At 62.0% G+C, this 26815-nt stretch carries 24 protein-coding genes; 11 read left to right on the forward strand and 13 right to left on the reverse strand.

Annotated elements, in window-relative coordinates:
• Positions 1 to 35: 35 nt before the first annotated feature.
• Positions 36 to 2225 (forward strand): patatin-like phospholipase family protein, encoded by a 2190-nt coding sequence (locus J3P82_RS18610; protein ID WP_434558131.1) that lies wholly within the window; start codon positions 36 to 38, stop codon positions 2223 to 2225.
• A 35-nt stretch (positions 2226 to 2260) separates the two neighbouring features.
• Here the strand turns inward: J3P82_RS18610 and J3P82_RS18615 are convergent, their stop codons facing one another.
• The 4 genes from J3P82_RS18615 to J3P82_RS18630 all read right to left on the reverse strand — a co-directional run bounded on the left by J3P82_RS18615 (position 2261) and on the right by J3P82_RS18630 (position 7650).
• Entirely contained in the window at positions 2261 to 4225 is a 1965-nt protein-coding gene (locus J3P82_RS18615) for a FimV/HubP family polar landmark protein (RefSeq protein WP_434558132.1), read from the reverse strand.
• Positions 4226 to 4337: 112 nt separating this feature from the next.
• Positions 4338 to 4772: a MarR family transcriptional regulator gene (locus J3P82_RS18620; RefSeq protein WP_434558133.1), complete on the reverse strand. Its 435-nt coding sequence runs from the start codon at positions 4770 to 4772 to the stop codon at positions 4338 to 4340.
• Between the two features lie 117 nt (positions 4773 to 4889).
• Entirely contained in the window at positions 4890 to 7016 is a 2127-nt protein-coding gene (gene recQ, locus J3P82_RS18625; RefSeq protein WP_186637267.1) for a DNA helicase RecQ, read from the reverse strand.
• Between the two features lie 193 nt (positions 7017 to 7209).
• Entirely contained in the window at positions 7210 to 7650 is a 441-nt protein-coding gene (locus J3P82_RS18630; protein WP_434558134.1) for a GlcG/HbpS family heme-binding protein, read from the reverse strand.
• A 232-nt stretch (positions 7651 to 7882) separates the two neighbouring features.
• Between J3P82_RS18630 and gcl the strand changes: the two genes are divergently transcribed.
• From gcl to J3P82_RS18675, 9 genes are all read left to right on the forward strand, one after another.
• A complete protein-coding gene (gene gcl, locus J3P82_RS18635; RefSeq protein ID WP_434558135.1) occupies positions 7883 to 9658 on the forward strand; it encodes a glyoxylate carboligase in 1776 nt (591 codons plus the stop codon).
• Between the two features lie 66 nt (positions 9659 to 9724).
• Positions 9725 to 10507 carry a hydroxypyruvate isomerase gene (gene hyi, locus J3P82_RS18640; protein WP_434558136.1) on the forward strand — a complete coding sequence of 261 codons (783 nt, stop codon included), beginning with the start codon at positions 9725 to 9727 and terminating at the stop codon, positions 10505 to 10507.
• Between the two features lie 53 nt (positions 10508 to 10560).
• Entirely contained in the window at positions 10561 to 11451 is an 891-nt protein-coding gene (locus tag J3P82_RS18645) for a 2-hydroxy-3-oxopropionate reductase (protein WP_434558137.1), read from the forward strand.
• An 84-nt stretch (positions 11452 to 11535) separates the two neighbouring features.
• The gene (locus tag J3P82_RS18650) at positions 11536 to 12816 is read left to right on the forward strand and encodes a glycerate kinase type-2 family protein (protein WP_434558138.1); all 1281 of its coding nucleotides are present in this window, start codon (positions 11536 to 11538) and stop codon (positions 12814 to 12816) included.
• Entirely contained in the window at positions 12806 to 14221 is a 1416-nt protein-coding gene (pyk, locus tag J3P82_RS18655; protein WP_434558139.1) for a pyruvate kinase, read from the forward strand. Before J3P82_RS18650 ends, pyk begins: the two co-directional genes overlap by 11 nt.
• Positions 14212 to 15114, forward strand: coding sequence for an urea transporter (locus J3P82_RS18660; RefSeq protein WP_434563891.1), 903 nt, complete (start codon positions 14212 to 14214; stop codon positions 15112 to 15114). Before pyk ends, J3P82_RS18660 begins: the two co-directional genes overlap by 10 nt.
• 20 nt (positions 15115 to 15134) lie before the next feature.
• Positions 15135 to 15959: an ion transporter gene (locus J3P82_RS18665; RefSeq protein WP_434558140.1), complete on the forward strand. Its 825-nt coding sequence runs from the start codon at positions 15135 to 15137 to the stop codon at positions 15957 to 15959.
• Positions 15960 to 16046: 87 nt separating this feature from the next.
• A complete protein-coding gene (locus J3P82_RS18670) occupies positions 16047 to 17045 on the forward strand; it encodes a sulfate ABC transporter substrate-binding protein (RefSeq protein WP_434558141.1) in 999 nt (332 codons plus the stop codon).
• A gap of 189 nt (positions 17046 to 17234) precedes the next feature.
• The gene (locus J3P82_RS18675) at positions 17235 to 18434 is read left to right on the forward strand and encodes an MFS transporter (RefSeq protein WP_434558142.1); all 1200 of its coding nucleotides are present in this window, start codon (positions 17235 to 17237) and stop codon (positions 18432 to 18434) included.
• Positions 18435 to 18511: 77 nt separating this feature from the next.
• On the opposite strand, the gene J3P82_RS18680 is transcribed toward J3P82_RS18675, so the two are convergent.
• The 4 genes from J3P82_RS18680 to J3P82_RS18695 all read right to left on the reverse strand — a co-directional run bounded on the left by J3P82_RS18680 (position 18512) and on the right by J3P82_RS18695 (position 21839).
• Positions 18512 to 18703, reverse strand: coding sequence for a PLDc N-terminal domain-containing protein (locus J3P82_RS18680; RefSeq protein WP_047229615.1), 192 nt, complete (start codon positions 18701 to 18703; stop codon positions 18512 to 18514).
• Positions 18704 to 18774: 71 nt separating this feature from the next.
• Positions 18775 to 19305, reverse strand: a complete 531-nt coding sequence (locus J3P82_RS18685) for a hypothetical protein (RefSeq protein ID WP_434558143.1) — start codon at positions 19303 to 19305, stop codon at positions 18775 to 18777.
• A 93-nt stretch (positions 19306 to 19398) separates the two neighbouring features.
• Positions 19399 to 19917 (reverse strand): ankyrin repeat domain-containing protein, encoded by a 519-nt coding sequence (locus tag J3P82_RS18690; RefSeq protein ID WP_434558144.1) that lies wholly within the window; start codon positions 19915 to 19917, stop codon positions 19399 to 19401.
• A gap of 95 nt (positions 19918 to 20012) precedes the next feature.
• Positions 20013 to 21839 carry a long-chain-acyl-CoA synthetase gene (locus J3P82_RS18695; protein ID WP_434558145.1) on the reverse strand — a complete coding sequence of 609 codons (1827 nt, stop codon included), beginning with the start codon at positions 21837 to 21839 and terminating at the stop codon, positions 20013 to 20015.
• 357 nt (positions 21840 to 22196) lie between these two features.
• Here J3P82_RS18695 and J3P82_RS18700 point away from each other — a divergent pair, with 357 nt between their 5' ends.
• The gene (locus J3P82_RS18700) at positions 22197 to 22475 is read left to right on the forward strand and encodes a DUF3509 domain-containing protein (protein ID WP_434558146.1); all 279 of its coding nucleotides are present in this window, start codon (positions 22197 to 22199) and stop codon (positions 22473 to 22475) included.
• 75 nt (positions 22476 to 22550) lie between these two features.
• Here the strand turns inward: J3P82_RS18700 and mtnC are convergent, their stop codons facing one another.
• From mtnC to aroC, 5 genes are read right to left on the reverse strand one after another with little or no spacing between them, the layout of a single operon-like run.
• Complete coding sequence (gene mtnC / locus J3P82_RS18705) at positions 22551 to 23234, reverse strand: acireductone synthase (RefSeq protein WP_434558147.1); 684 nt, start codon at positions 23232 to 23234, stop codon at positions 22551 to 22553.
• Positions 23235 to 23238: 4 nt separating this feature from the next.
• Complete coding sequence (locus tag J3P82_RS18710; RefSeq protein ID WP_434558148.1) at positions 23239 to 23784, reverse strand: 1,2-dihydroxy-3-keto-5-methylthiopentene dioxygenase; 546 nt, start codon at positions 23782 to 23784, stop codon at positions 23239 to 23241.
• An 18-nt stretch (positions 23785 to 23802) separates the two neighbouring features.
• Complete coding sequence (locus J3P82_RS18715; RefSeq protein WP_434558149.1) at positions 23803 to 24423, reverse strand: methylthioribulose 1-phosphate dehydratase; 621 nt, start codon at positions 24421 to 24423, stop codon at positions 23803 to 23805.
• Positions 24420 to 25565 carry an MFS transporter gene (locus tag J3P82_RS18720; RefSeq protein ID WP_434558150.1) on the reverse strand — a complete coding sequence of 382 codons (1146 nt, stop codon included), beginning with the start codon at positions 25563 to 25565 and terminating at the stop codon, positions 24420 to 24422. The genes J3P82_RS18715 and J3P82_RS18720 overlap by 4 nt, the downstream gene beginning before the upstream one ends.
• 34 nt (positions 25566 to 25599) lie before the next feature.
• Entirely contained in the window at positions 25600 to 26691 is a 1092-nt protein-coding gene (aroC, locus tag J3P82_RS18725; RefSeq protein WP_434558151.1) for a chorismate synthase, read from the reverse strand.
• Positions 26692 to 26815: the final 124 nt, after the last annotated feature.

Raw genomic sequence — 26815 nt, forward strand, 5'->3', positions numbered from 1 at the left:
CTACTCGCCTTTGATTGCCTGCCTCGAGATTGACGATGCGCCGCCTGCTGCCTTGCCTGCTTCTGTTACTGCTGCCCTTGTTTGCCGACGCGGTCGAACCGCCGCGCCCGAAAATCGGCCTGGTGTTGTCCGGCGGCGCGGCCCGTGGCCTGGCCCACATCGGCGTGCTCAAGGCCCTGGAAGAACAAGGCATCAAGATCGACGCCATCGCCGGCACCAGCATGGGCGCGGTGATCGGCGGGCTTTATGCCTCGGGCTACAAGATCGACGAACTGGAAAAACTCGCCCTGGGCATCGACTGGCAACAGGCCTTGTCCGATGCGCCGCCGCGCAAGGACGTGCCCTTCCGGCGCAAGCAGGATGATCGGGATTTCCTGGTGAAACAGAAACTCAGCTTTCGCGATGACGGAAGTCTGGGCCTGCCGCTGGGGGTCATCCAGGGACAGAACCTGGCCTTGCTGCTCGAAAGCCTGCTGGCCCATGCCAGCGATACCCGGGATTTCGACAAGTTGCCAATCCCTTTCCGGGCCGTGGCGACCGACATCGCCACGGGTGAAAAAGTCGTGTTCCGCAAGGGCCACCTGCCCAAGGTGATCCGGGCCAGCATGTCGATTCCGGCGGTATTCGCCCCGGTGGAATTGGACGGCAGGCTGCTGGTGGACGGCGGCATGGCCGATAACATACCGCTGGATGTGGCACGGGAAATGGGCGTGGACATGGCCATCGTCGTCGACATCGGCACACCGTTGCGCAATCGCAAGCAATTGGTCACGGTGGTGGACGTCTTGAATCAGTCGACCACCCTGATGACCCGACGCAACTCCGAAGAACAATTGGCGACGCTGAGAAAAGACGACGTATTGATTCAACCGGCGCTGGCGAGCTACGGCTCCACCGATTTTGGCCGGGCCCAGGAGATGATCGATGCCGGCTATCGCGCCACCCGCATACTCGAGGCGCGCCTGGCGCACCTGCTCCCCGTCAAACAAGTCGATGCCGACCTGATGGCGGCGCGCACGCCCAGCGAGCGTACCCCGGTCATCACCGGGATCCGCGTGGAAAACGATTCGAAAGTCGGCGACGACGTGATCCGCTATTACATCCGCCAGCAGATCGGCGAACCGCTGGACCTGGGTCGCCTGCAGACCGACATGGGCACGCTGTACGGCCTGGATTATTTCGAGCAGGTGCAATACCGCGTGGTGCACAAAGGCGCTGACAATACCTTGGTGATCAGCGCCCGCGGCAGGCGCACCGGCACCGACTACCTGCGTCTGGGCCTGAGCCTGTCGGACGACATGCGCGGCGACAGCGCCTTCAACCTCGGCGCCAGCTACCGGGTCAATGGCATCAATCGCCTCGGCGCGGAATGGCTGACCCGGGCGCAGATCGGCGACAAGCAGGAGCTGTACAGCGAGTTCTATCAGCCGCTGGACGTCGGTTCGCGCTACTTCATCGCGCCCTATGGGCAATTCGAATCGCGCAACGTCGAGTCGATCCTCGATAACGATCCGGTCGCTCAATACCGGGTCGAGCGCTATGGATTCGGCTTGAACCTGGGCCGTCAGATTGGCAACAGCGGGGAGATCCGCTTCGGCGTCGGCCAGGCCTGGGGCAAGGCAGATGTGCGCATCGGCGATCATGACCAACCCAGCGAAAACTTCAACGAAGGCTTCTACGAGCTCAAATATTCGTTCGACTCCCTCGACAGCGTGTACTTCCCTCACGAAGGCGAGGACATCGGCCTGTCGTGGCGCCAATACGAACCGGGCCTGGGTTCCGACCAGCGTTACCGTCAGTGGGAGTTCAAGCTGGACAAGGCCCTGAGCAGCGGCCCGGACACCTTCATCCTGGGCGGCCGCTACGGCCGGACTCTGGACACCGCCGAGGTGGTGACCTCAAGTTTCGTACTGGGCGGTGCGCGGCAGTTGTCGGGCTTTCGCGAGGATGGGATATCCGGACAGAACATGAGCCTGATGCGCGCCGTGTATTACCGCAGGCTCACCCCACGCGCCTATTTGCCGCTGGACTTTCCGTTGTACATCGGCGGATCGCTGGAGCGCGGTCGGGCCTGGAACAACGACAACGAATTCGACAGCGGCTACATCAACGCCGCCAGTGTCTTCCTCGGGTTCGATACGCCGCTGGGGCCGCTGAATTTCAGCTATGGATTTAACGATGACGACGAGCAGGCGGTGTATTTGAATCTTGGGCAGACGTTCTAGACCCGTTCATTGATAACGTCCGCCCCAAGACCCACTCAACGAATCCCGGCCAACAACACCCGGGCGGTCTCTTTAAGCGGTTCATCGCCCTCTTCCAGCAACTCTTCGAGCAGGGTGATGGCGCTCTTCAGGTCGCCCTCATCGATACAATTCTGCGCTTCTTCCAATTTGAGCGAGTGTTCCGGCGGCGGTTCGAAGGAGACCGGTTCGAGCGACAACGGCTCAAGCCTCATCGGTTCCAGCTCCAGCGACTGTTCTTCATCGGCAAATCCGTCGAGGAAATCATCGTCCAGCGATTCGGTTTCCAGCGGCGCGCCCCATTGCAGGTCGGGCTCGTCGAATCCCGAGAGCGACAACGTCTCGGTCCTGGCGGACGGCGGCGTCTGTGGCCCGGCGGACATCGGTTGGGCATCGCCCAGGTCCCAGCTGTTTTCCAGGGCGAGCCCGTCGAGCTTCAGTTCGAATTCGTCGCCGGCTTCGGGGGCTGGTTCGGGTGTCGGTGGAGGCTCCGGTGCCTGGATCTCTGCCGGCGCCTCGATCGGCGCGTTGATCACCGCAACCTTGGGATAGCGCTTGCGGATCTCTTCCAGCGCTTCGTGATCGACGCCCTGGGCCAACAGGTGATTCTCCTGCGCCTGGAAGCCGATGACATCACCTTGCTTACCCAGTACCTCCAACAACTTCAGGCCGAGGTCGGTGCGCCCCGGCTCCGCCAGCAATGCAGCGCGCAGCAGCCCAGCGGCTTCGGTGAAACGGCCATAGGTCAGGTAGATGCCCACGCCTTCGAGCACATCGCCCAACGGAGCATCGCCGTTATGAAACGACGCGGCGCCCTCGGGACGCTCGGCGTCGGCGGCTTCTGCATAGGTCTCGGTGTCATCGTCCACCGTCAGGTCGGGACGACCCTGCATCGGCTCGGGGCTGGCCAGTTCCTGCTGTTGCCGGCGACGGAGAAAAAGCAACAGCGCAAGCAGCCCTAGCAGCCCCACCAGTCCCGTCATCCACAACCAGTCGATGCCCTCGCCTTGCGCGACCGGCACTGCGTCGACGGATGGCTCTGCCTCAACCGCCGGAGCGAATTCGTCGGGTTCCGAGGCTGACGATGGTGACGCATCGGCCGGCGGCGTGGCTTGGGTCAGTTGCGCTTGCAGATCGCTGATCTGCTGCCGCTGGGCAGCAATTTCCTCATCCTGGGCCTGGATCCTGGCCTGCAGTTGCTCGATGGTCTGCTGTTGCTGCTGGCTTTGCAGCACGCTGGTCGCCAATTGCTCGGCGTTGTCGTCAGGCGCGACGGAGGCCGCGGCCGGGGTGCGTTCGGCGGGCGGCAATATCGCAGAATCCGGTAACAACAAGCGCTGGCCGATTGAGAGCCGCTCGCTACCGGGATTGAGCGCCTGGATCCCCTGCATCAGCTCGTTGACCGACGCATTGCTGCCGGCATCATGCAGGCGCTTGGCGATGATCCACGGGTTATCGCCCTGCACGACGGTGTAGCGCTTGCCTTGTGTCGCTGGCGGCGGCTTGCTGGCAGGCTTTGCCTCGGCGGGGGTGGACGGCTCGTCGCGGAGGGGCACGATACCCGGCGTTCCCGGCGGATCGATCAGCACGGTGTATTCGCGCAGCAGGCGTCCGTTGGGCTGGTTGAGCTGCACGAGGAAATTGAGGAAGGGTTCTTCGACCGGTTTGCTGGAAGTGACCCGAATGAAACTGCGCCCGCCGCGCAGCACCGGCGTGAAGCGCAGGTTACTGAGAAAGAACACCCGCTCTACGCCAGCACGACTGAAATCGTCCGGACCCGCCAGGCTCGCGGACAAGTCACCTTCACTGAGGCCGGCCGCGTCGACCAGGGCGATATCGGCGCGCAACGGCTGGTTGAGCGCGGAATGAAGCGTAATCTCACCCAGGCCCAGCGCCGACGCCAAGGCCGGAAAACCGAGGGCACCCACGACGATCGACACGTTGATCCAACTGCGCAACGTGGACTTCAGACTTTCAAGCATGGGCATCCTTTTGATTCACTAACCAGTACGAAACGCTTCCAATACGAACGCTCCCTACTGGTTATAGTTCGCTAACGGCCGAATCTCAAAAGTCTGGCGCCGGGGATATGCCTCAGGATTTTTCCAGGTTGGCCAGGATCGTGCCGTGGACGCGCATGCATACCCGCATGTCCTCCTCATCGACGCCTTCGAACAATTCCCGGCGCAACTGGGTGGCAATGGTTTCGATTTGCTCGATCAACGGCAGCGCCGGTGCGCAGAGTACGATTTTCTTGGCCCGACGGTCCTCAGCGACCGCTTGGCGCTGCACCAGTCCCTGGGTTTCCAGACTGTCGAGCAAACGGGCCAGGGTCGGGCCTTCTACGGCAACGCTCTGGGCCAGTTCGCGCTGGGTCGGCGCCTGTTCGAACCGGGCCAGGTGCAGCAGCACCAGCCAGCGTGCCTGGGACAGGCCCAGCCCGGCCAGGCGGCGGTCCAGCTCGGCGCGCCAGCCGCGGGACATCTGTGCCAGCTGCATGCCAAAACGGTGTTGATCGGTCAAGGGCATAAAAAACTCATCGGATCTGAAATAGAGAAAAACTAATTATTAGTCAGCTAAGCATGAGCTTTGGATTCAGGCAAGGCTGGCACTGTAGTGAATCGTTAAAGGAATGTAACTGACTGATCAGACTTCGAATTCCGATTGCAGTGCGGCCCTGACGCAATACAAGACGCCTTCCGGGACCCGACCGGTAAACAGCGCGGCCACTTCCGATACCGGCGGCAGTTCACCTTCGCCATCGAGAAAAGCGTCCTGCACTTCGCCCATCAGTTCCTCGGGCAGGTCCAGCGCCTGCTCCAACGACAGCTGTTGTTGGCCAATTGCCTCGGCCAGCATCGTGTAGACGTTTTTTTCCGAACATTGCAATTGCCCCGCGATCTGCATCGGGGTCATGCCAGCCCTGGCCAGCGTGATGAGTTCGTGACGTACATCGGCGACTGCCGGGGGCGCCTCGACTTCGCCGCCCAGCACTTGCAGGAAGGCCTCGCCATAACGCTCCAGCTTGCGTGCGCCGACGCCGCTGACCCGGGCCATTTCCGCCAGGGAAGTCGGTTGGCTGCGGAGCATTTCCAGCAATGTGGAATCGGGGAAAATGACATACGGCGGCACACCGTGTTCCTCGGCCAGCTTGCGGCGCAGGGCACGCAAGGCTTCCCACTGATCGCGCTCCTCGCCGCGCACCAGTTGGCTGGCCTGGCTCTTGCTGCTCTTGACCGCCGTGGCGGGCTTGAGGTCACGGCGCAACTCGAGGGTGACCTCGCCTTTGAGCAACGGCCGGCAGCTCGCGCTCAAGCGCAGGCCGCCGTAGCCTTCCAGGTCGATGTCCGCCAGGCCACGTGCAACGAGCTGTCGGAACAACGACCGCCACTCGCTCTCGCTGCGGGCCTTGCCCACGCCGAATACCGAAAGGTGCTGGTGGCCGAAGCTGCGCACTTTTTCGTTGTCCTTGCCCAGCAGCACGTCCACCAGGTGCCCCACGCCATAACGCTGGCCGGTGCGATAAATCGCCGACAGGGCCTGGCGCGCCGGTTCGGTGGCGTCCCAGGTTTCCACGCCGTCGACGCAGTTGTCGCAATGCCCGCAAGGTTGCGGCATGTCTTCATCGAAATAGGCCAGCAAGGTCTGGCGACGGCAGCGGGTTTCTTCGCAGAGCGAAAGCATCGCGTCGAGCTTGTGTTGCTCCAGCCGTTTGTGGCGCTCATCGCCTTCAGAGTTCTGCAACATCTGCTTGAGCATCACCACGTCTTGCAGGCCGTAGGCCATCCAGGCATCGGCCGGCAGCCCATCGCGGCCGCCACGCCCGGTTTCCTGATAGTACGCCTCGAGGGACTTGGGCAGGTCCAGGTGTGCGACAAACCGCACGTTGGGCTTGTCGATGCCCATGCCGAACGCCACGGTGGCGACCATGATCAGGCCTTCCTCATTGAGGAAGCGCTTCTGGTGATAGGCGCGCAGGTCGTTGGGCAGGCCGGCGTGGTAAGGCAATGCGGGAAAACCCTGTGCGCTCAGGAACGCTGCTACTTCCTCGACCTTCTTGCGCGACAGGCAGTAGACGATGCCGGCGTCGCTGCGCCGCTCGGCAAGGAACGCCAGCAACTGCTTGCGCGGCTGCTCCTTGGGCACGATGCGGTAGAAAATGTTCGGCCGGTCGAAACTCGAGAGGAACCGCTCGGCGTTCTGCAGATGCAGTCGTTCGACGATTTCTTCACGGGTACGCTTGTCGGCGGTGGCGGTCAGGGCGATGCGCGGCACATCGGGAAACAGTTCGGCCAGTTGCCCCAGTTGCAGATACTCGCGGCGGAAATCATGCCCCCACTGCGACACACAGTGTGCTTCGTCGATGGCGAACAGGGCGATTTCCAGGCTTTGCAAAAACGCCAGCATGCGCGGTTGCACCAGGCGCTCCGGCGCCAGGTAGAGCATTTTCACTTCGCCGCGCTTGATCCGCGCCGCCAGGTCCCGCTGCTGTTCGGCACTGAGGGTGGAGTTCAGCGCAGCGGCAGCGACACCGAGTTCTTCAAGGGTAGCCACCTGGTCATCCATCAAGGCGATCAGCGGCGAAACCACCACCGCCAGGCCATCGCGCAACAGCGCCGGGACTTGGAAACACAAGGACTTGCCGCCGCCGGTGGGCATGAGCACCAACGCATCGCCACCGCTGGCAACGCGCTCAATAATGGCACCTTGGCGGCCACGGAAACTGTCGTAGCCGAAGATGTCCTTGAGGACGCGTTGAGCCTGTTCGAGCATAGAAACTCCAAAATCACCGAATCATCCCTGCAAGGCTGGTTCAGAATCCAAAAAACGCACCGACAAATCGTAAGTGTGCGTTTCGAACCGGCCGGGCACCGCAGGGCATCACAAAACGCGGCAGTATACCCGAGCCCTTCGTTGCAAAGGGGGCCGCTGACAAGAGGTGTGGAGTTCGGTCATGCCCGTGGCATCAAGCGGCCGCCCCGGCGTCGGCCCGTAGCTGCAATGCCTCTACTGCCCTGATCGCGACCTGTTCGTCGACATCCGACACATCGCCACTGATCCCAATGGCGCCCAACACCTTCCCGTCCTGATCGCGAATCAACACCCCGCCGGGTGCCGGCACGATATTGCCCTGCCCCAGCCCGTTCAGTGCAGCAAAAAATGCCGGGCGCTGCTGGGCGTCCTGGGCCAGAAGGCGTGAGCCTTTGCCCAACGCGATGGCGCCCCAGGCCTTGCCGATGGCGATTTGTGGGCGCAGCAGGCTGGCACCGTCTTCCCGTTGCAGGGCAATCAGGTGCCCGCCACTGTCCAGAACCGCGACGGTCAGGGGCGCGGCGCTGATTTCACGACCTGCGGCAAGGGCTTGCACCGTCAGGTTGACGGCGACTTTCAGGGTCAGAGCGTTCATGGATGCGATCCTTCTCGGTTATGTAAAAAACAAATAGAACACAACAAACAGCGATTTTGTATACAATAATTTCGATAGAACGTAGATTACTTCGAAAAACTTGGCTATATGGCGTCTTTCGATGAATGAAACAGCTGCTTGAGGAAATGCATTGACCTGCGCCGCTCGCTCTGAATACACTTCGACCAGAAGCCACTTGTATACAATTACAAAACGTAAGAGGCACAAAACCATGAGCAAAATGAGAGCAATCGAAGCCGCCGTCCTGGTGATGCGTCGTGAAGGCGTGGACACCGCCTTCGGCATCCCGGGTGCTGCGATCAACCCGCTGTACTCTGCCCTGCAAAAGGTTGGCGGCATCGATCATGTCCTCGCTCGCCACGTTGAAGGCGCCTCGCACATGGCCGAGGGTTACACCCGGACCAAGGCTGGCAATATCGGCGTCTGCATCGGCACTTCCGGGCCGGCCGGCACCGACATGGTCACCGGGCTCTACAGCGCTTCGGCCGACTCGATCCCGATCCTGTGCATCACCGGGCAAGCACCCCGCGCCCGCATGCACAAGGAAGATTTCCAGGCTGTGGATATCACCAGCATCGTCAAGCCAGTGACCAAGTGGGCGACCACCGTCCTGGAGCCGGGCCAGGTGCCCTACGCATTCCAGAAGGCGTTCTTTGAAATGCGCTCAGGCCGTCCGGGCCCGGTGCTGATCGACTTGCCGTTCGATGTGCAGATGGCCGAGATCGAATTCGACATCGACGCCTACCAGCCGCTGCCCCTGGCCAAACCTTCGGCCAACCGCGTGCAGATCGAGAAAGCCCTGGCGATGCTGGATCAGGCCGAGCGCCCATTGCTGGTCGCCGGTGGCGGCATCATCAACGCCGATGCCAGTGACCTGCTGGTGGAATTCGCCGAACTGACCGGCATCCCGGTCATCCCGACATTGATGGGCTGGGGCACGATCCCCGACGATCACCCGCTGATGGTCGGCATGGTCGGCCTGCAAACCTCGCACCGCTACGGCAACGCAACGTTGCTCAAGTCGGACGTGGTGCTGGGCGTAGGCAACCGCTGGGCCAACCGTCATACCGGCTCGGTGGATGTCTACACCGAAGGCCGTACGTTCATTCATGTGGACATCGAACCGACCCAGATCGGCCGGGTATTCACCCCCGACCTCGGCATCGTTTCCGACGCCGCCTCGGCCCTGACCGTGTTCCTCGAAGTAGCCCGCGAGTGGCAAGCCGCCGGCAAGCTGAAGGACCGCAGCGCCTGGCTCCAGGATTGCCAGCAACGCAAGGCCAGCCTGCAGCGCAAGACCCATTTCGACAACGTGCCGGTCAAGCCGCAACGCGTCTACGAGGAAATGAACCAGGTGTTCGGCAAGGACACTTGCTACGTCAGCACCATCGGCCTCTCGCAGATCGCCGGGGCGCAGTTCCTCCACGTCTACAAGCCGCGCCACTGGATCAACTGCGGCCAGGCCGGCCCCCTGGGCTGGACCATCCCGGCCGCGCTGGGGGTGGTCAAGGCCGACCCAAGCCGCAAGGTCGTGGCGCTGTCGGGCGACTATGATTTCCAGTTCATGATCGAAGAACTGGCGGTGGGCGCGCAGTTCAAGCTGCCGTACATCCACGTCGTGGTGAACAACTCCTACCTGGGCTTGATCCGCCAGGCCCAGCGCGGTTTCGACATGGATTATTGTGTGCAACTATCGTTCGACAACCTCAACGCGCCGGAACTCAACGGTTATGGCGTGGACCACGTCGCCGTGGCAGAGGGCCTGGGCTGCAAGGCGTTGCGGGTATTCGAACCCTCTGGCATCCAGCCTGCACTGCGCAGGGCACAGGAAATGATCGAGGAATTCAAGGTACCGGTGATCGTCGAGATCATCCTGGAGCGGGTGACCAATATCTCCATGGGCACCGAGATCAACGCCGTCAATGAGTTTGAAGACCTGGCGCTGGTGGGCAACGATGCACCGACCGCCATTTCGTTGCTCGATTAGCCAGTTGATCGTTCCTGCGCCCTGCGTGGGAACGATCAGAAACAACCTTACTTACAGGAGACCACCATGCCGCGTTTCGCCGCCAACCTGTCCATGCTGTTCACCGAGCAGGATTTCCTCGCCCGTTTCGAAGCGGCCGCCACGGCCGGTTTCAGTGGTGTCGAGTACCTGTTCCCCTACGACTACAGCTCCGCCGAACTCAAGGCCCTGCTCGACGCCAATGGCCTGACCCAGGTGCTGTTCAACCTGCCGGCCGGCGACTGGGCCAACGGTGAGCGCGGCATCGCGTGCCTGCCGGACCGGGTCGAGGAGTTTCGCGCCGGCGTCGACCTGGCGATTGCCTATGCCAAGGTGCTGGGCAATACCCAGGTCAATTGCCTGGCCGGGATTCGTTCGCAGAAGTGCGACGCAGCGCTGGCAGAAAAAACCTTCGTCGCCAACCTGAAATATGCCGCCGAGAAGCTCCAGGGCGCCGGCATCAAGCTGGTGATGGAAGCCATCAACACCCGCGACATCCCGGGTTTCTTCCTGAACAACACCGCCCAGGCCCTGTCGATCCGTGAACAGGTGGGCAGCGCCAACCTATTCCTGCAGTACGACATCTATCACATGCAGATCATGGAAGGCGACCTGGCCCGGACGCTGTCGGCGCACCTGGGCGGAATCAACCATGTGCAGCTGGCAGACAACCCAGGCCGCAACGAGCCGGGCACGGGCGAAATCAACTACCGCTTCCTGTTCGAACACCTGGACCGCATCGGCTACCAGGGTTGGGTCGGCTGCGAATACAAGCCACTGACCACCACCGAAGCGGGATTGGGCTGGCTGAAAACCCACAACGCGATCTGACCCGACAGTGCTCTTGTGAGACCCGGGACATTTAAATAAGAGAGGATTTCACCATGGCTAAAATCGGATTCATCGGCACCGGCATCATGGGCCACCCCATGGCCCTGAACCTGCAAAAGGCCGGTCACAGCCTGTTCCTGTCCCAGCACCACGACGCCGCCCCCGCCGACCTGGTGGCCGGTGGCGCGGTGGCGTTGGCCAACCCGAAGGAAGTCGCCCAGGAAGCCGAGTTCATCATTGTGATGGTCCCGGATACCCCGCAGGTCGAAGACGTGCTGTTGCGCGCCGACGGCGTGGCGGCCGGCGTGGGCGCGGGCAAAGTGGTGATCGACATGAGTTCGATCTCGCCCACCGCCACCAAGGCGTTTGCGGCGAAGATCAACGAGAAAGGCGCGCAGTACCTCGACGCCCCGGTGTCCGGCGGTGAAGTCGGCGCCAAGGCCGCGACCCTGAGCATCATGGTCGGTGGCGACAGCGCCGCCTTCGAGCGCGCCCTGCCGCTGTTCCAGGCCATGGGCAAGAACATCACCCTGGTCGGCGGCAACGGCGATGGCCAGACCGCCAAAGTGGCGAACCAGATCATCGTTGCGCTGAACATCCAGGCAGTGGCCGAGGCCCTGCTGTTCGCCTCGAAGAACGGCGCCGATCCGGCCAAGGTCCGCGAAGCGCTGATGGGCGGTTTCGCCTCGTCGAAGATCCTCGAAGTACACGGCGAGCGCATGATCAAGGGCACCTTCGACCCGGGCTTCCGTATCAGCCTGCACCAGAAGGACCTGAACCTCGCGCTGCAAGGCGCCAAGGAACTGAACATCAACCTGCCCAACACCGCCAACGCCCAACAAGTGTTCAGCACCTGCGCGGCCATCGGCGGCGGCAACTGGGACCATTCGGCGCTGATCAAGGGCCTGGAACACATGGCCAACTTCTCGATCCGAGACAAATAAGCCCTGCCGCGCCACCCGCGGGGGCGGGTTCGCTCGCTCCCCACGGGCCTGCATCACACCCATAATAAAAATCGGGAGCCCGCCATGTCGGTCGATCCGCAACAATTGCTCCGCGAGCTGTTCGCCACAGCCATCGACGCGGCCCATCCGCAGCAAGTCCTCGAACAATACCTGCCCGCTGACCGCAGCGGCCGGGTGATCGTCATCGGTGCTGGCAAAGCTGCGGCGGCCATGGCGCAAGTGGTTGAGCGTTGCTGGCAGGGCGAAGTCACCGGCCTGGTGGTGACCCGCTATGGCCACGGCGCGCCCTGTCAGAAAATCGAAGTGGTCGAAGCCGCCCATCCGGTGCCGGACGCCGCAGGCCTGGAAGTGGCCGGACGGGTACTCGAACTCGTGAGTAACCTGAACGAAGACGACCGGGTGATTTTCCTGTTGTCCGGGGGCGGCTCCGCGTTGCTGGCGTTGCCCGCTGCCGGCATCACCTTGGCTGACAAGCAATCGATCAACAAAGCCCTGCTCAAATCCGGCGCCACCATTGGCGAGATGAACTGCGTGCGCAAGCATCTGTCGGCGATCAAGGGTGGGCGGCTGGGCAAAGCCTGCTGGCCGGCGACGGTCTACACCTACGCAATTTCCGATGTGCCGGGCGACTTGGCCACCGTCATCGCCTCCGGCCCCACCGTGGCCGACCCCAGCACGTCGGCCGACGCCCTGGCGATCCTCAAGCGCTACGACATCGACGTACCGGCCTCGGTGCGCGCCTGGCTGGAAAGCCCCGAGTCGGAGACCGTCAAGCCCGGCGACCCAAGCCTGGCCCGCAGTCATTTCCAACTGATCGCCCGCCCGCAACAATCGCTGGAAGCCGCCGCGGTGAAAGCCCGCCAGGCCGGTTTCAGTCCGCTGATTCTGGGCGACCTGGAAGGCGAATCCCGGGAGGTGGCGAAAGTCCACGCCGGCATCGCCCGACAAATCGCCCAACACGGCCAGCCCTTGGCAGCGCCGTGCGTGATCCTGTCCGGCGGCGAAACCACGGTCACCGTTCGTGGCAATGGCCGTGGCGGACGTAACGCCGAATTTCTCCTGAGCCTGACCGACAGCCTCAAGGGCTACCCCGGCATCTATGCGCTGGCGGGCGACACCGACGGCATCGACGGGTCCGAAGACAACGCCGGCGCGCTCATGACCCCGGACAGCTATCGCCGCGCCGCCGAACTGGGCCTGAGCGCCAGCGACGAATTGGATAACAACAACGGCTACGGCTACTTCGCCGCCCTGGATGCGTTGATCATCACCGAGCCGACCCGCACCAACGTCAACGACTTCCGCGCCATCCTGATCCTCGAGAACCCAAAAAATGACGCCTGACAAGAAGGTCAAGATCCTCGCGACACTAGGCCCCGCCACCCGCGGGATCGATGACATTCGTGAACTGGTGCAGGCCGGCGTGAACATCTTTCGCCTGAACTTCAGCCACGGCGACCACGCCGACCACGCCCAGCGCTACCAGTGGATCCGCGAAGTCGAGCGGCAGCTCAATTATCCACTGGGCATCCTGATGGACTTGCAAGGGCCGAAACTGCGGGTCGGCAAATTTGCCGACGGCAAGGTGCTGCTGCAACGAGGCCAGGCCTTGCGCCTGGACCTGGATCCAACGCCGGGGGATCAACGTCGGGTGAACCTGCCCCATCCGCAAATCATTGCGGCGCTGGAGCCCGGCATGGACCTGCTGCTGGACGACGGCAAGCTGCGCCTGCGGGTGGTCGCCCGACACGCCGACGCCATCGACACCGAAGTGCTCAATGGCGGCGAATTGTCGGACCGCAAAGGCGTGAACGTGCCACAAGCCGTGCTGGACCTGAGCCCGCTGACCGCCAAGGATCGCCGCGACTTGAGCTTCGGCCTGGAGCTGGGCGTGGACTGGGTGGCGCTGTCGTTCGTGCAGCGCCCCGAGGATATTCGCGAAGCGCGCGCCCTGATCGGCAACCAGGCGTTCTTGATGGCCAAGATCGAGAAACCCTCGGCCGTCGCCCAGTTGCGGGAAATTGCCGAGTTGAGCGACGCAATCATGGTTGCCCGCGGTGACCTGGGTGTCGAGGTGCCGGCCGAGAGCGTGCCGCAGATTCAGAAAAACATCATCGGCACCTGCCGCGCCCTCGGCAAACCGGTGGTTGTCGCAACGCAGATGCTTGAGTCGATGCGTTTTTCCCCGGCGCCGACCCGCGCCGAGGTCACCGACGTCGCCAACGCCGTGGCCGAAGGCGCCGATGCGGTGATGCTGTCGGCGGAAACCGCCTCGGGCGACTATCCCCTCGAAGCCGTGCAGATGATGAGCAAGATCATTCGCCAAGTGGAAAGCGGCCCGGACTACCAGGCGCAGTTGGATGTCAGCCGGCCGAAAGCCGAGGCCACGGTGTCGGACGCGATCAGTTGCGCGATCCGTCGGATCAGCAACGTGCTGCCGGTGGCGGTGCTGGTGAATTACAGCGAATCGGGCAGTTCCAGCTTGCGGGCGGCGCGGGAACGGCCGACGGTGCCGATCCTCAATCTGACGCCGAATCTGCAGGCGGCGCGCCGCCTGACCGTGGCGTGGGGTGTGCACTCGGTGGTCAACGACCGGTTGAAGCAAGTGGACGAAGTCTGTTCCACCGCCTTGGAAATCGCCCAGGCCCAAGGCATGGCCCAGCGCGGCGACACCTTGCTGATCACCGCGGGCGTGCCGTTTGGACAGCCGGGGTCGACCAATTCGCTGCGTATCGAGACATTGATCTGATTTTCCGTGGCGACTGGGCCACGGCCCTGCTCAACGGCTTCAGTCAGATTTTCCTCCAGCGTCATCCGCTGTGCGGCTTGCTGTGCCTGCTGGCCATTCTGCTGACCGCGCCCGCCTTGCTCGGCGGTGCGCTGCTGGGCGGCGTGGCGGGTTTGTTGACTGCGCAGCGACGCGGTTATGCCAAGGAACATCGGCAGGCCGGGCTGTTCAGCTACAACGGCATCCTGTTGGGATTACTGCTGAGCCTGATATTTCCCTGGTCGGTTTTGCTGCCACTGTTGATCATCGCCAGCGCAGGTCTCAGCGCGATGTTGACCCAACAATGGCTCAAGCGAACCCCAGGCCCACGCTGCCTGCCGGCCTATACTGCGCCTTTCGTCGGGTTTGGCTGGCTGCTGCTGGGTTTTGCCCCGCAGGCGCCCGCGCCCACATCGCTGGAAATGACCTCCCTCTCTTTGCTGGCCGCCCCTTTGAACGGTCTCGGACAGGTGATGTTTCTCGACCATCCGCTCGCCGGTGCGCTGATCGCCATCGGTTTGCTGATTGCCAACCGTTGCGCCGCTGCCTGGGCGCTGTCCGGTTCGGTCGCGGGCCTGGTTTTCACCGGGTTGCATCAAGACTCTCTGCAAGCCCTGTCCGGACTGGGCGGCTACAACCCGGCGCTGGTCGCCGTGGCGCTGAGCCAACAGCGCGGTCAGCCATGGAAGCCGCTGGCAGGCATCCTGCTGGCGGTCCTCCTCACGCCGGGTTTCGCGGCGCTGGGCCTGGCACCGCTGACAGCGCCCTTCATCCTCGCGTGCTGGCTGGTGCAGGCGACCGGGCGGCTGTGGCATCAGGCCAGCCTCGACACTGCGCCTTGCACTCTGCGGGGCAATCACCCTAGGCTTCGCTGAATATCGATCAGGCGAAGGTTATGGACAGCAGCAACAATTGGCGTGAACGCCTCTACGTGATCATTTTCCAGACCGACACCGTGGCCGGCCGGCGCTTCGACAGCGCGCTGCTGCTGATCATCCTCGCCAGCCTGGTGATCGTGATGCTCGACAGCATCGACAGCGTGCACAAGAACTACGCCACGCTGCTGGCCGCCATCGAATGGGGCTTCACGTTCATCTTCATCGTCGAATACGGCTTGCGCCTGTACTGCTCGCCAAAGCCGCTGCGCTACGCGTTCAGTTTCTACGGGCTGGTGGATTTGCTGGCGATCGTGCCGGGCATCCTCGCGCTGTACTACAGCGATGCCCAATATCTGTTGATCGTGCGGATCATCCGCATGCTGCGGATTTTCCGGGTGCTCAAGCTCAGCCCGTACCTCAAGCAGGCCAACTACCTGTTGGCCGCGCTACGGGGCAGCAAGCAGAAAATCATCGTGTTCCTGGTCAGCGTATCGACTCTGGTCACGGTGTTTGGCACGCTGATGTACGTCATCGAAGGCCCCGAGCACGGCTTCACCAGCATTCCCAAGGGAATCTATTGGGCTATCGTGACATTGACCACGGTGGGCTTCGGCGACATCGTGCCGAAAACCCCGTTGGGCCAAGTGGTTTCATCCTTGGTGATGATCACCGGTTACTCGATCATCGCCGTGCCCACGGGGATTTTCACCGCCGAGCTGGCCAACGCCATGCGCGGCGACCAGCTCCAGCACAACTGCCCGGTGTGCAGTAAAAACAACCACGAACATGGCGCCGCCTTCTGCTCCCGTTGTGGCAACGCGCTGTTCAAGAAATTGGAATAAGCAAAGCACTTTTAAATACTTGAAGGCCTATAAGCCAATCGCTAGTGTGCTGGCTTATCGCCCTACTCTTTCAAAAAGGAATTCGCAGTGAAGAAATTCTTTGGCGCCACCCTTCTCGCCGCTGGCCTGGCGTTCGGCAGCCTGGCTCACGCCGCCCCGACGCTGCTCAATGTTTCCTACGACGTGATGCGTGATTTCTACAAGGACTACAACGCTGCGTTCCAGAAACACTGGCAGGCCGAGCACAACGAGAACATCACCGTGCAGATGTCCTTCGGCGGTTCCAGCAAACAGGCGCGCTCGGTGATCGACGGTTTGCCGGCGGATGTCATCACCATGAACATGGCCACCGACATCAATGCCCTGGCGGACAACGGCAAGCTGGTCCCAGAGAACTGGGTCACCCGCCTGCCGAACAACAGCGCGCCGTTCACCTCGGCCACGGTGTTTATCGTGCGCAAGGGCAACCCGAAGGCACTGAAGGACTGGCCCGACCTGCTCAAGGACGGCGTGCAAGTGATCGTGCCCAACCCGAAAACTTCCGGCAATGGCCGCTACACTTATCTGTCGGCTTGGGGTTACGTGCTGAAGAATGGCGGCGACGAAAACAAGGCCAAGGACTTCGTTGGCAAGTTGTTCAAGCAAGCGCCCGTGCTGGACACCGGCGGCCGCGCTGCTACAACGACTTTCATGACCAATCAGATCGGCGACGTGTTGGTGACCTTTGAAAACGAAGCGGAAATGATCGCCCGTGAATTTGGCCGCGACCAGTTCGAAGTGGTCTACCCAAGCGTGTCCGCTGAAGCCGAGCCACCGGTCAGCGTCGTGGATAAAGTCGTCGAGAAAAAAGGCTCGCGTGCCGCCGCCGAGGCGTACCTGAAATATCTGTGGTCGCCAGAAGGCCAGGAAATCGCTGCGGCCAATTACCTGCGCCCTCGGGACCCGGCGGTGTTGGCGAAATACACCGACCGCTTCCCGAAAGTCGACTTCCTCTCGGTGGAAAAAACCTTTGGCGACTGGCGCACCGTGCAGAAGACCCACTTCAACGACGGTGGGATTTTTGACCAGATCTATAGCGGGCAGTGAGGCGCTGATTCGCCTAGGATTGCAATCAAGCTTTTGTGGCGAGGGAGCTTGCTCCCTCGCCACATAAGCGTTCATCGCAGCAATCATCATCAACCGCAAGCATGACTGCTATCAACCCCAAGCCCTGTTCCAGGGCCCCGTAAGTCTTTAGCCTCTCGCCGTCCCTTCCAATCGATCGATGAGATTGCCATGAGTGCCCATTTACCCGCCTCGCCCGCTGCCCTGACACGGGGCATGGTCCTGTTGTTCGCCTTCTGCTGCGGCGCCATCGTCGCCAACATCTACTACGCCCAGCCCATCATCGAACTGATTGCGCCCGACGTCGGCTTGTCCAGCACCATGGCCAGCCTGATCGTCTCGCTCACCCAGATCGGTTATGCCCTGGGGCTGTTTTTCCTGGTGCCGCTGGGCGACCTGCTGGAAAACCGCCGCCTGATGATCCTCACCACCGTGGTCGCGATTGCCAGCCTGTTGGGCGCGGCGTTCACCGAGCAACCGAACGTATTCCTGCTGGTTTCGTTGTTGGTCGGGTTCAGTTCGGTCTCGGTCCAGGTGCTGATCCCGCTTGCCGCGCACTTGGCGCCGGAAGAATCGCGCGGTCGCGTCGTGGGCGGGATCATGGGCGGGCTGTTGCTCGGAATTCTGTTGGCACGGCCGGTGTCCAGCCTCGTGGCGGATCACTTCGGTTGGCGGGCGATGTTCATGATCGCCGCCGGGCTGATGGCCGCGATCAGTATTGTCCTGGCGGTCACCGTGCCCAAGCGCCAGCCCGACCACCGCGCATCCTACTGGCAACTGCTGGGCTCGCTCGGCACGCTGCTGCGCCAGCAACCGCAGTTGCGTCAGCGAGCTTTCTATCAGGCTTGCATGTTCGCCACGTTCAGCCTGTTCTGGACCGCCGTGCCCCTGGAGCTGTCGCGCAACCACGGCCTGTCCCAGACCGAGATCGCGCTGTTCGCCCTGGTGGGTGCCATCGGCGCCATCGCTGCGCCCATTGCTGGCCGCCTCGCCGATGCCGGTCACACACGCATCGCCTCGCTGTTGGCCATGCTGTTCGCCGCCCTGAGTTTCCTGCCCGCGTTCATTCATCCGCCGTACAGCGTCATCGGCCTGGCAGTCACCGGTGTGGTGCTGGACTTCTGCGTGCAGATGAACATGGTCCTGGGCCAACGGACTATTTATGCCCTGGATGCGAAAAGTCGCAGCCGGCTGAACGCGCTGTACATGACCAGCATTTTTGTCGGCGGCGCGTTCGGCTCGTCGATCGCCAGTGCGGTCTATGAACATGGCGGCTGGCTGTGGGTGGTGATCGTCGGCAGCGCCTTCCCGTTGCTGGCATTGCTGCGCTTCTTGAGAGCTTCGCAGAAATCCACGCTGGCAACGGCCTGAAACTTTGCTGCTATAAAAATCGTGCCCAAAAAAATGCCCGACAGGTCAGTACCTGTCGGGCATTTTTGCTGGAGCGGTCAGATCCGCACGTTGCCACGCGGCCCGGCAATCGCCCAGATAATCAAGCCCAACACCGGCAGCAGGAGGATCAGCAGTACCCACAGGACCTTCGCCCCGGTGCCCGCGCCGCTCTTGAGCACGTTGATGATGGCCCAGATATCGAGCGCCAGGATGATCAGGCCAATCAGGCCGTTGAAAGTGGAACCCATGGTGTCGCTCCCAAATGGTGATATGCACACTTAGGATAGCGGCGCCGGGGCAAGGGTTCCGTATTATTGTTTCAGACGTGAACCGCGACCTTGAGCGCTTCCAGGGCGGGCGCAGCGGCGATGCCGACTTCGGCACATAGCGCCAGCACGCGCGGCAGGTCATTGCCGTACACCAGCACCATTTGCAACTCATCGTCGAGCAACTGACTGAAGTTCATCAGCACGTAGCCGCCGTTTTCCTTGTTCAGGCTGCTCATCTGGATCTGGATGCGGTTGAGTGCGGTCAGCGCTTCGGTCTTGGCCAGTTGCTTGGGCTTGAGGTTGAAGGCGACACCGGGGCCGAACGAGGCGACAATCTGCTCGAACAACTCGACGTAGGCGTCTGCCTGGAACAACACCGTGTCTGGCAGGCTGCCCACCACCACCCATTCGCCCAACGGGATGGGAAAGGTGTCGTCGTAGTTGATGTCCGGATTGGCCGCCAGGAACGCCACCGGATCGGCGTAGGCCTGGGCCGCTTCGTCGGCGATTTTCTCAATGTCCGCTTCGTCGAGGCAGCCGGAGCTGATTTTACTGATGAGTTCGGCGAGTGCGGCTTTCATTGGGCGAATCCTGTGGCTGAATTTTCAGGCGCGCAGGATAGCGCATCACCTCGGCTGATGTCAGGGCACATCCGGTGGCGGTGGCGCTGGCTCTCAGCCCAGCAACTTCTCCAACTGCGCCGTGGTGTCCACCGCGCCCATGGTCTTGGCCGCGTCCAGTGCCGAAACGCCGTTGGCATCCCTGGCCTTGGGATCGGCGCCTTTGCTGATCAGGTAAGCGACGATTTCCACCCGGTTGAACATCGCCGCCATCATCAAGGCCGTGCGCCCATCAAATGAGGAACCTTCCACTTGCGCGCCGCCGTCTACCAAGGCCGAGACCACCGCCAGGTCGCCCTTGAACGCCGCGCCGGCAATCGGACTCTGGCCGTTGTCATTGCGAATTTCCGGATCGGCCTGGTTTTCCAGCAACACTTTCACGGTTTCTACATGCCCGTGGTACGCGGCGAGCATCAGCAAGGTGTCGCCCTTGTGGTTACGCAGGTTCGGCGGCAGGCCTTTGCTCAGCAGCGCAGCCATCATCGCGGCATCGCCCTGGCGCGCGACGTTGAACACCTGCTCGGCAAATTCCGCAGCCTCTTCCGGGGTCATCTGGCGGCTTGTATCGGACATGGGAAAACTCCAGTTGGCTCTTCGCAAAGCCGCTAGTTTCCCGAGGGACTTAGGCGCTGTCATCCCTTTTTTCCCTGCAACAGCCATAGCCAGAATCAATAGCGGTACTTCCCGCCCTGGATCCGCGTCGCCAGTTGCCGGTCTACTCGCACGTAGGTCGCGGTATCGGGCAGCCAAGCGAAGACCGGTTCGTCGCCGGCGAGGCAAGGGTCGAAGCCTTCAGCCTTGAGCCGGGTCTTCTGGTATTTGAAGGTGCCCGTGGTGTCCATCTTCACTTTGATGCGCAGGAACAGCGGCACGGCGTAGCCAGGCAACTCGCCCTGGAGAAACTGCAATAGTTCACTGAAGTCCAGCGTCGCAAGGGATTCGGACGGCGTGATCGCGGCCATGCCGGCACGGCCATTGGTGCCGTTGACTTCCACGCCATAAGCCACCGCCTCGCAGATCTGCGGGTGTTGCAGCAGCACGTTCTCGACTTCCGTGGTCGAGACGTTCTCGCCCTTCCAACGATAGGTGTCGCCGAGGCGATCGACGAACTGCCCATGGCCGAACCCGATGTTGCGCAGCAGGTCGCCAGTGTTGAAATAGCGGTCGCCGGGGACAAAGACATCCCGGCAGATGGTCTTTTCGGTTTTCGCCGCATCGGTGTAGCCGTCCAGCGGCGCCTTGTCGTCGATGCGCGCCAAGAGCAAGCCCGGCTCGCCCTTGGGAACCTTCTGCATGCGCCCTTGCAGATTTCGCAAAGGCGCGCCGCTGTCATGGTCGTACTGCACCAGCTCCCAGCCCATCAGGGAAAACCCCACCGTGTTATCGAAATTGAGGATATTGGTGAAGCCGATATTGCCGTCGCTGGCCGCATACAGCTCGCAGATGTGGCCAACGCCAAAGCGGGTCTTGAAGGCCGACCAGGCGCCTGGGCGCAGGCCATTGCCGATCATTTTCGTCACGGCATGCTGCCGGTCCGTGCCGTTCTCGGGCTGGTCGACCAGATAGCGGCACAGCTCGCCGACATAACCCAAGGTGGTCGCCCGATAGCGGCGGACGTCGTTCCAGAACTGACTGGCGCTGAACTTGCGGCGGATCGCGAATCCCGACGCACCACAAACCGCCGCGCCCCAACACACACACAGTCCGGTGGCGTGATACAGCGGCAGCGTGCAATAGACGATGTCCTCGGGCTGCATGTCCAGGGCGATCAGGCCGAAACTGGTGGCGGTGCGCATCCAACGGCCATGGCGGAAAACGCCGGCCTTGGGCAGTCCGGTAGTCCCTGAGGTGTAGAGGTAGAAGCACGGGTCGTTGAAGAAGACCTGCTGGCTGCTGGCCGGATTATCCCCCGGGTATTGCTCGCTGTTGCTGATGAGGTCGACGAATCCGCACGGAGCCGCAGCGCTCGCCTGATCAGCCACCCACCAGATCCGAGCCTGCGACAGCGCGGTTCGACCACGCACGTCGTTGTACACCGCGACTCGTTCATCCCCGACCACTACGGCAACGGGCGCGACCAGCGCCAGGCTATGGACCAGGGCATCACCGGTCTGCGACGTATTGATCATCGCGCTGACCGCGCCGACCTTTGCCACCGCCAGCACGGTGATCAACAGTTGGGGACGGTTTTCCAGGAAAACCGCCACGCAGTCGCCTTTGCCGATGCCTTGCACCTGGAGGTAATGGGCGATGCGGTTGGCCTGCGCGTTGACCTGTGCATAACTCAACACTGCGTCGCCGTACAGCAACGCCGGGCCTTGGGGATTACGTCGCGTGGCCTGTTCGAAACACCAGCCCAGGCCGCAGGGCTGGGTAGGGTTTTGGACGTTGGCGAGCTTCGTGCCTTTGACAATGCGGGGAACAGCCCTGGCGATGGCCGGCAGTTTGCACAGCATCATGCCCCAGGTAATAGCGTCGCTGGGTGTACGACTCATGGATGATCCTTCCCCGTCCGGCCTTGTGGGCCGCGGTTCTTGTTATAGGTTGTGCGAAATCTGGATTCGAAAGTACGCCAGCGATTCGGCGGCTGTACACGCGGTTTTTGCAATGTTTTGTATCCGCAACCCGAGGCCAGGCGAAGCGTGAGCGTGCGGGCCTGGTTTGGTTCCAAAAATCTGCTCCAACCACGCAAAATGCAGGATGCACGATGGCCGTTCATGCAAGATGCACGAAAGCAGAAAACCGATAAAAATATAACCTGTTGTTTTGGAAGGATTTTTCTTCGCACCAAAGGCTGGCACAGACACTGCAACTACCCCTCCACGGTTTGCCATACCATGGAGCAGTCAACTATGAACATGATTCAAGAGAAATTTGCATCGCTGTTTTCCAACTACGACGTCACCACCCAGGCTCGCCCGGATGGCGGCATCCTGCTGACCTTGCGCAACAGCGACGGCAAACTGTTCAAACGCACGATTTCCTACGCTCAGTTGCACGCTGGGGACCAATTGTCCTGGGCAATCAGCGCCATTCGCCGTGACCTGGCTGAACAGGCCAGCGAGCTACCGCCGGTCGCCATGTTGCAGAGCCAGCATCGCTTTGCGCTGCCGACTTATCACAGCGCCTGATAGCAACGTCCCTGATCGGGCCATGGCACTTTGCGGCGCCATGGCCCGATTTCGTTTGGGCGGCAGTGCTGCGATTCAGAAACCAGCCGGATCGATCCGTGTAAAGCTTTCCACGGTTTCGTGGCCGACCAGCTCACCGCCGTCCCGCGCCAAGCCACAGGTCGCCATGCCCGCACCGCGAGCCACATCCAGTTCCTCGACGATATCCGACAGGAACAGGATTTCCCCCGGCGCAACACCCACCGCCTCGCTGATCCGCTGGTAGGACTGCACGTCCCGCTTGGGCCCCGACGTGGTGTCGAAATAGCCGCTGAACAGCGGCGACAAGTCGCCCGCTTCGGAACAGCCGAAAATCAGTTTCTGCGCCTGGATCGAACCCGAGGAATAGACAAATAGGCGATAGCCTTGCTGGTGCCAGTTCTTGAGCGCCTGTACCGCGTCCGGATAAACATGACCTTTCAACTGTCCGGCCTGGTAGCCCTGCTCCCAGACCATTCCCTGCAACGCCTTGAGCGGCGTAGCCTTGCGGTCCTCGGCGATCCAGCCCAAGAGGATCGCGATGACCCGCTCGGTATCGGCGTCGGCTTCACCACTGTCGCGGCGCACCGCATCCAATTGCTCGGCTACATCAACGCGCGCGGCGTTGTGCCGGACAAAATCCGGCAGGTGTTCAGCGGCGTAGGGAAACAGCACGTCGAATACAAAGCTCACCGCGCTGGTGGTGCCTTCGATGTCAGTGAGGATGGCTTTGATCGTCATGAGCTCAGTCCTCCAGCCGCGGGAAACGGCCGGCGATGTCGTCGCCGGTAAACTTCGCGACCCAACCTTCGGGATTGTTGAACAGGCGAATGGCAACGAAATGCGGGTGTTCGCCCATGTCGAACCAATGCGGCGTACCGGCGGGCACCGAGATCAGGTCGTTCTTTTCACAGAGGACTGCGTAGACATAATCGTCGATGTGCAAGGTAAACAAGCCACGACCGGCGACGAAAAATCGTACCTCGTCCTCCCCATGGCGGTGTTCATCGAGGAACTTGGCGCGCAGTTCGGCTTTCTGCGGGTGATCGCTGTTGAGGCTGATGACATCGACGGTGACGTAGCCGCGTTCGGTCATCAGCTTGTCGATCTGGGTCCGGTAGGCGGCGATCACTTCCTCCTGGCTGGCGCCGGGCTGGATCTTGGCCGCAGCTTCCCATCGGTCGAAGCGCACGCCTTTCTCGGCCAGGGTCGAGGCAATGTCTTCAAAGTGGGTCAGCACCTTGTTCGGAATCTCGGGACTCGATACGTGGTAGACGGACAGGCTGCTCATGGCAATGGCTCCAGCAAATTAACGGTTCAGGAGTGCGCGGGTCTTGAGTTCGCACTCGAACAGGAATTCGAACGCTTCGATCTGCCGCAGCGCATCGTTCATCCGCGCCCCCCAGGTATACAGGCCGTGGCCACGAATCAGGTAGCCGACGCAATCGGGGTGGGCCTCCAGCCATGGCTGGACCTTGGCGGCCAGGCGCACGATGTCCTGGTCGTTGTCGAAAATCGGCACGCGGACCTGGGATTCGTGCGTGGTGATCCCACTGAAGGCTTTTTGCAGTTCGTAGTCTTCAAAGTCAATGAAGGCTTCGCTCGTCAGGCGCGACAGTACGGTGGCGTTCACTGAGTGGGTATGCAGCACCGCGCCGATCTGCGGGCGCCAGCGATACAACTGAGTGTGCAGCAGGGTTTCAGCGGACGGTTTCTTGCCAGGTTCCAGGCTGTTGCCGTCGAGGTCGGTGGCGAGCACGTCGTCGATGCTTAACTGTCCCTTGTGTTTTCCCGACACGGTGAGCAAGGCCTGGTCAGGCGATAACCGCGCCGAATAATTGCTGCTGGTGGCCGGGGACCAGCCGCGACCATACAAAAAACGCCCGGCGTCGATGATTTCCTGGGCGAGCTGTTCATGGGTAAGGCTCATGGCCTGTCCTCTTGCATGCGTGTGGCAATGATAACGGCTGCAGCCAAGGCTGCGAGGCTGGCGATGTTGAACGTCCATCCGGCGCCCAACGCATTCCAGCTATAGCCGGAATACAACGCGCCCAGCGCCCCGCCAGTACCGGCCAGCGCGGCGTATAGCGCCTGGCCCTGGCCCTGTTGGCGAGGGCCGAAGCTACGTTGCACGAAATGAATGGCAGCGGCGTGAAAGCTGCCGAACGTCGCCGCGTGCAGCACCTGGGCAAACAACAGTACCCAGAGAAACTCAGCCAGCGACCCGAGCAGCAACCAGCGCAGCGCCGCCAGCAGGAAGCTGGCCATCAGCACCCGGCGCACGGAAAACCGCGCCAGGATCCGGCTCATCAGCAGGAACACCAGCACCTCGGCGACCACGCCAACGGCCCAGAGCACGCCGATCAATCCACGGCTGTAACCCAGGCGCTCGAGGTGCAAGGTCAGAAAAGTGTAGTAGGGCCCGTGGCTCAGTTGCATCAAACCGACGCAGGCATAAAACGCCAGCACACCCGGATTGCGCAATTGCCGCAGAAAACCGTCCCCAGCCACTCGCGGCCCCTGCACGGGCTGGGCGTTGGGCACCCAGAAACTGCTGAGCACGATACCGGCCATGATCAGGGCCAGGGCCACCGGATAGACGTCCAGGCTCAGCCACTGGAACAACCGCCCCAGCACGACCACGGTGATGATGAAACCGATGGAGCCCCACAGGCGGACCTGGCTGTAGCGCGACGCCTGCCCGCTCAGGTGGGCCAGGGTGATGACCTCGAATTGCGGCAGCACCGCATGCCAGAAGAACGCATGCAGCGCCATGACCATCGCCAGCCAGGCGTAGCTTTTATCAATGAAAATCAGCGAGAAGCTCAGCAGCGTACAGACCGCGCCGAAGCGCACGATCGCCAGGCGCCGGCCGGTGTAGTCCCCCAGCCAGCCCCAGAGATTCGGCGCCACGCAGCGCATCAGCATGGGAATCGCCACCAGCTCGCCGATACGCGCCGCGTTGAAACCCAGGTGATCGAAGTACAGCGCCAGGAACGGCGCAGTCGAACCGAGCAAGGCGAAATAGAACAGGTAGAAACTGGAAAGCCGCCAGTACGGCAACGCCGCCATGGTCGTCAGGCCACGGCGTTCGGCAGGCCAGTCATCAAAGCTGACCCAACACCGGCGTGCTGACCTGAACGTCGGCGTTCTGGCCACGATGACGCAGCAGATGATCCATCAACACAATCGCCATCATCGCTTCGGCAATCGGCGTCGCGCGGATGCCCACGCAAGGGTCGTGGCGGCCCTTGGTGATGACGTCCGCCGGGTTGCCATGAACGTCGATGGAACGTCCGGGCGTGGTGATGCTGGACGTCGGCTTCAGGGCCAGGTGCGCGACAATCGGCTGGCCCGAGGAAATGCCGCCAAGGATGCCGCCGGCGTTGTTGCTGAGGAAACCTTGCGGGGTCAGTTCGTCGCGGTGCTCGGTGCCACGCTGGGCGACACAGGCGAAACCGGCGCCGATCTCCACGCCCTTGACCGCGTTGATGCTCATCAGCGCGTGGGCGAGTTCGGCGTCGAGGCGGTCGAAGATCGGCTCGCCGAGGCCAGGCATGACACCTTCGGCGACCACAGTGATTTTCGCGCCGACCGAATCCTGGTCGCGGCGCAGCTGGTCCATGTAGGCCTCGAGTTCCGGCACCTTGTCCGGGTCGGGACAGAAGAAGGCGTTCTGTTCCACCGAATCCCAGGTCTTGAAGGGGATTTCGATCGGGCCCAACTGGCTCATGTAGCCACGGATGACGATGCCCTGGCTGGCCAGGTATTTCTTGGCAATCGCCCCGGCCGCCACGCGCATGGCGGTTTCCCGGGCTGAGCTGCGGCCGCCGCCACGGTAGTCGCGCTCGCCGTATTTGTGGTGATAGGTGTAGTCGGCATGGGCCGGGCGGAACAGGTCCTTGATGGCCGAATAGTCCTTGGATTTCTGGTCGGTGTTGCGAATCAGCAGGCCGATGGCGCAACCGGTGGTGCGCCCTTCGAACACACCGGAGAGGATTTCGACTTGATCGGCTTCCTGGCGCTGGGTGGTGTGGCGGCTGGTGCCAGGCTTGCGTCGATCGAGGTCACGCTGCAGGTCCTCCAGGGAAATCTCCAGGCCCGGCGGGCAGCCGTCGACAATGGCGACCAACGCCGGGCCATGGCTTTCGCCCGCGGTGGTAACGGTGAACAGCTTGCCGTAGGTATTGCCGGACATGCAGGGTGCTCCGTGAAATCGCTGAGAGACTCAACCTTGGATTCGTAGTGGGCGCCAGTATACGCAGGCTCCCCGAGTAGTTCATCCTCGAACCTTATCGGTGCCCGCCAGTCCAACCGGCACC

Origin of the sequence: Pseudomonas sp. Z4-20, assembly GCF_051131955.1 — a bacterium.
Taxonomy (GTDB): domain Bacteria; phylum Pseudomonadota; class Gammaproteobacteria; order Pseudomonadales; family Pseudomonadaceae; genus Aquipseudomonas; species Aquipseudomonas marvdashtae.